Here is a 5211-nt window from a genome sequence, read left to right as displayed (position 1 = left end):
CGACGCCGCGACCACGGTGATCGATCTGAAGGGCGCCGTCGTCACCGCCGGCCTGGTCGACGGCCACCTGCACCCGGTCTCCGGCGCCGAGCTCACCCACGGCCTCGACCTCTCCGGCTGCACCGACCTGGAAGGCGTCCGGGCCGCCCTCGCCGCCGAGGTGCGCACGCTCGCCCCCGGCGCCTGGCTGCAGGCCTGGGGCCTGGACCCGAACGTCTTCGGCGACCGCCCGGTCGAGGCCGCCGCGCTCGCCCCCGTCCTGGACGGCATCCCGGCGCTGCTCCAGCTCTTCGACGCCCACTCCATGCTCGCCAGCCCGCGCGCCCTGGAGCTGGCCGGCGTGAACGGCCCCCGCACCTTCGCCCAGGCCGCCGAGGTGGTCTGCGACGCCGACGGCCGCCCCACCGGTCTGCTGCTGGAGGACGCCGCCTGCGAGCTGGTCGAGCGCGCCGCCCCGCAGCCCACCCGGGCCGAGCGCCGCGAACGCCTCGCCGCCGCGCTCCGCGCCATGGCCGCGAACGGTCTGACCGGCGGGCACGCCATGGACGCCAACGGCGACAGCCTCGACCTCTACACCGAGCTCGACCGCATGGGCGAACTGCCGCTGCGACTGAAGGTCGCGCCCTGGTGCCAGCCCGGCGTGGACGAGGACGGGCTGCGCGAGCTGATCGAGTTGCAGGGCCGGGGCGGGAGGCTGTGGCGGGTGGACGGCGTCAAGCTGTTCATGGACGGCACGATCGACAACGGCACCGCCTGGCTGGAGCGCCCGGACCGCCATGGCGAGTCCACCCACGCGTTCTGGCCCGACCCGGCGCACTACACCCGGGTGATCGGGGAGTTGCACCGGTCCGGCGTGCCGACCGCCACCCACGCGATCGGCGACGCCGCCGTCCGGCACGCCCTCGACTCCGTCGCCAAGGCCTCGGCGGAGGTCTCGGCGGCGGCCTCGACGAACGGTTCCACCGGGGACACGGCCCCCGTCCGGCACCGGATCGAGCACATCGAGACCGTCCCGGACGAGGTGGTCCGCCGCTTCGCCGAGCTCGGCGTGGTCGCTTCCATGCAGCCCACCCACTGCTGCGACTTCACCCGCGCCGACCACACCGACAACTGGTCCCGCCGCCTCGGCGAGGAGCGCGCCGACCGCGCCTGGCGCTGCCGCGACCTGTGGGACGCCGGCGCCACCGTCGTCCTCGGCTCCGACTGGCCGATCGCCCCCTACCCGCCGCTGGGCGTGATGGCCGGCGCCCGCCACCGGCGCCCCAGCCGCGATCTCGCTAAGCCCCCGCACAACCCCGGCCAGGCGCTCACCGCTCTGGAAGCACTGCGCGCGATGACCGTCAACGCCGCTTACGCGGCGGGCGAGGAGCAGGTGGCGGGCCGGATCACCGTCGGCCACCGCGCGGACCTGACCGTCCTCGCCGCCGATCCGCTCACCACCTCCGCCACCGAACTCGCGGAGGTCCCGGTGCTGCTCACCGTCCTCGACGGCCGTCCCACCCACCGCGCCGACTCCCTCTGAGCGCAGCGGCTGACCGTCAAGCGGCCCCTCGGCCCCGCCAGGCTCCCCTCAACGGGGCCGGGGCAGTGCCCGGTTCAACGTACAGGACCCTTCGGTCCGATCCGGGGGCTATCCCCCGGCCGATCCGGCGGCCGTCCCCAGCGCGCCACGCCCCTCCGCTGGCGAGGATTCCTTCAGCGGCCTACGCAGGCCATGGAGTTGGACCTGACCATCCGAGAAGGAGCGATCATGACCGTAGCCGGGGAACCGATCGGCCGACGGGGGCTGCTCGCGGCCACCGCCGCCGTCGCGACCACCACCCTGCTCGCCCCGGCTGCGGCCGCCGAACCACCGCAACAGTCCGTACCCATCGTCGAGTTAGCGGAGATCGCCCACCCCCTGCGATCCACCGATCCCGTCGGCCCGAGCGAGGACCTGCGGGCGCTGGGCGCGATGATCGGCGAGGCGCGGGTGGTCGGGCTGGGTGAGGCCACGCACGGTTCGCACGAGTTCTTCGCCTTGAAGCACCGGGTGTTCCGTCACCTGGTCGAGGAGATGGGTTTCACCACCTTCGCCCTGGAGGCGAGTTGGTCGGCCGGCCTGCTGATCGACGCCCATGTGCAGGGCCATGGCGGGGACGACGCCCGTCAGGTGGTCGACCGCACTCTGGCCCAATCTCCTTGGCACCGACGCGAGTTCGCCGACCTCATCACCTGGATGCGCGGCCACAACCTCCGACACCCGCAGCGCCCGGTCCACTTCGTCGGAGACGACCTCGGCTTCCCCGGGCTCGGCGACCACCTCTTCACCCGGGTGACCGACCACCTCCGCAGGGCCGCTCCCGCCACACTGCCGAAGGTCGAGCAACTGTACGCCGGACTACGGCCGTTCGACGACGGCCTCGGCTACGTGGCGAACCTGCCACTGCCGCGGCGCAAGCGAAACGCGGAGCTCGCGCAGCAGGCGCTGGAGCTGGTCACGGAGGCCGGGGGCGGGGCCACCGGGATCGCGACGGCCGGGACCACGGCGACCGGGACCGCGGGCGACGTGGAGCACGAGTGGGCCGTGCAGCACGCCCGGAACATCGCCCAGACCTTCGCCTTCGCCACCATGAACCCGGAGGACCGGTCCTTCGTCATCGCGGCACAGCGGCTCCGAGACCGCGCGATGGCGGACAACGTCCTGTGGTGGCGGCGGATCCACGGCGACGGGATCCTCCTCTCGGCGCACAACGGCCATGCCGGCTACCTGAGTTCCGACCCCGAGCTGTACCCCCACCCACAGGGCTCCCAACTGCGCGACGTCCTCGGCGCCGGCTACCGCAGCATCGGCCTCACCTTCGGACAGGGCTCCTTCCTCACCGAGGAGGACGTCTTCGCCGACGACTGGCGGACGACCACCGTTCCCCCGGCCACACCGGACATGACCGAGTACGCCCTCGACCGGGTCCGGCGCCGCGACTACTACCTCGACCTGCGCCGGGCCCCGAGCGCGGCCCGCGCCTGGCTGGCGACTCCCCGCCCGACCTACGACGCCGGAACCACCTTCCAGCGCGACCCGCTGCCGACCCTCGCCATCGGCCCGGCCTACGACCTGCTCGTCCACCTCCACCAGGTCCGCGCGGCCGAGCAGCTCTGAGCAGGAACGACGCGCCGGGCCGCCCCGCCCCACCCGACGCCGGAGCTCCGGCGTCGGGTGGGGCGGGGTGGGCGGCGGCCGTCAGACCGACAGTTCACCCTCCCGGGCGACCACGCGGCCCGCGCGGACCACCAGTTCACGCGCCGGGAGGTCGACCACGACCTGCGGCAGGCACTCACCGGACACCAGCATGAAGTCGGCCGGCGAGCCGGGTGTCAGGGTGACCGGCGGCAGCTCCAGCACTTCGGCACCGCCGTCGGCCGCCAGAGCGAAGCAGTCGGCCAGCTGCTCATCGGTACGGGCGTCGGTGGTCCAGCCGAGCAGGTGGGCCCGGTGCAGCATGTCCGCGTTGCCGTACGGGCTCCACGAGTCCCGCACGCCGTCCGAGCCGAGCCCGACCTTCACCCCGTGCGCGCGCAGCTCGCGGAACGGCAGCACTTGGTGGGCGGAGGGCGCGACGGTGGTCAGGCCGACCCCGGACTCGGCCAGCAGTTCGGCGAGTTCGGCCAGCGGCGCGCCGGACAGCTCGGGTACGCAGAAGGCGTGGCTGACCACGACCCGCCCGGCCAGTCCGGCCGCCCTGGTCCGCTCGGCGATCTCGCGCAGCGGGCCGAGGCCGCGCTCGCCCCCGTCGTGCAGGTGGATGTCGAGCCGCAGTCCGTGCCGTTCCGCGAGGCCGAACAGGAGGTCCAGCTGGGCGGGCCCCTCACCGTCCGCGCCGCCGTCGAACCCGGCCGGGTCGATGCCGCCCACCGCGTCGATCAGCCCGCTGGCCGCCGCCTCCGCCAGCAGCTCACCCGCGCCGGGGGTACGCCGCACCCCGTGCTGCGGGAAGGCGACCAGCTGGACGTCCAGCGCCCCGGCGAGCCGGTCCCGGACCTCCGCGAGCCCGGTCACCCCGGCCAGCCCGTAGGCGGGCGCCACGTCCACATGGGCCCGCACCGCGCGCGTACCACGGGTCACGGCGTGGGCCAACAGCCGGTGCGCGCGATCGGCGAGCGGGGTGCGCTGGTGCCGGTGGAGGTCGACGTCGCCCGCGACGTACTCGGGCAGCGAGCCGGCCGGGCGCCGGCTGTACCAGGGCTCGCCCCAGGCGGTCTTGTCCGGGTGGATGTGCGCGTCCACCAGCGTGGGCAGTGCGATCCGGCCAGCACCCTCGACCACCTCCGGCTCGATCCCGTCCGGCACTCGTTCGACCAGCAGGCCGTCCACGGCGACCAGGTCGACGGCGCGCGCGGCACCGAAGGGGCGGACCTCACGGAAAACGGTCACGGACGGCGCCGGTGCGGCTGCCGGTGCCGATGTCGGTGCCGATGTCGTCATGCGGTGCTCCCCGGGTCCCGTCTCGGCGATTTGTCCAGCAGGCAAAACATCCCACCTTTCCTTCAACGGTCTGTTTATCATCTGCGGGTCCCCGTCCCCCACCCGGAGCCGCTCACGCATGCCCGCGCCGCTGTCCGCACCGCCCGCCACCGAACCACCCGTCACGGAATCGCCCGTCACCGAGCCGCCCGCCGCCAGCGCCCGCCCGCACCCGCTGCACGCGCTGCGGGCCACCGTCTTCGCCATCGGCGCCCTGCTCCTGCTGGTCGGGGTCGGCGTGCTGCTCGACCAGCCGCTGCTGATCCCGCCGCTGGCCGCCAGCGCGGCCCTGGTGCACGGCGCGCCCGGCCTGCCGATCTCGCAGCCGCGCAACCTGATCGGCGGCCAGCTGATGTCGGCTGTGATCGGCTTCGCCGTCCTGGCCGTCACCGGCAGCACAGCCTGGGGCGCGGCCATCGCCGCCGGGCTCGCGCTGGGGGCGATGATGCTCACCCACCTCTCGCACTCCCCGGCTGCGGCCACCGCCGTCATCGTGGTCCTCCAGGCCCCGCACCCGGTTCCCTTCCTTCCGCTGCTCGCCCTGGCGACAGCGCTGCTGGTCGTCATCGGCCTGCTGCCCGGCCGGATCGGCGGGCACCCGGTCCGGTATCCAGTCTCCTGGTGAACGGCGGACGGCCGGGTCAACCGATCGGATGACCCGGCCGTCCACCGTTGCGCCGCACTCTCCCGGCCACCCCGCCGACGCCACC

4 protein-coding genes are annotated in these 5211 nt (G+C 74.2%); 3 read left to right on the top strand and 1 reads right to left on the bottom strand.

Annotated elements, in window-relative coordinates; genetic code table 11:
- Both J0670_RS29470 and J0670_RS29465 read left to right on the top strand, forming a co-directional pair.
- Positions 1 to 1522, top strand: a 1522-nt coding sequence (locus tag J0670_RS29470) for an amidohydrolase (RefSeq protein WP_207814746.1), incomplete at its 5' end; no start/stop codon positions are given.
- A gap of 228 nt (positions 1523 to 1750) precedes the next feature.
- Positions 1751 to 3139, top strand: coding sequence for an erythromycin esterase family protein (locus J0670_RS29465; protein WP_207814745.1), 1389 nt, complete (start codon positions 1751 to 1753; stop codon positions 3137 to 3139).
- A gap of 81 nt (positions 3140 to 3220) precedes the next feature.
- On the opposite strand, the gene J0670_RS29460 is transcribed toward J0670_RS29465, so the two are convergent.
- Positions 3221 to 4462 carry an amidohydrolase gene (locus tag J0670_RS29460; RefSeq protein ID WP_243437697.1) on the bottom strand — a complete coding sequence of 414 codons (1242 nt, stop codon included), beginning with the start codon at positions 4460 to 4462 and terminating at the stop codon, positions 3221 to 3223.
- 118 nt (positions 4463 to 4580) lie between these two features.
- Here J0670_RS29460 and J0670_RS29455 point away from each other — a divergent pair, with 118 nt between their 5' ends.
- Positions 4581 to 5126, top strand: coding sequence for an HPP family protein (locus tag J0670_RS29455; RefSeq protein WP_207814743.1), 546 nt, complete (start codon positions 4581 to 4583; stop codon positions 5124 to 5126).
- Positions 5127 to 5211 lie beyond the last annotated feature (85 nt).

The sequence above is a fragment of the Streptomyces sp. FH025 genome, assembly GCF_017427025.1.
Lineage (GTDB): Bacteria > Actinomycetota > Actinomycetes > Streptomycetales > Streptomycetaceae > Kitasatospora.
This window is presented reverse-complemented; position numbering and strand designations above follow the sequence as displayed.

Bases quoted from the DNA above. Each gene is read 5' to 3' on its own strand.
- J0670_RS29465 (WP_207814745.1), top strand. From the start codon at position 1,751: ATGACCGTAGCCGGGGAACCGATCGGCCGACGGGGGCTGCTCGCGGCC.
- J0670_RS29460 (WP_243437697.1), bottom strand. From the start codon at position 4,462: ATGACGACATCGGCACCGACATCGGCACCGGCAGCCGCACCGGCGCCG.
- J0670_RS29455 (WP_207814743.1), top strand. From the start codon at position 4,581: ATGCCCGCGCCGCTGTCCGCACCGCCCGCCACCGAACCACCCGTCACG.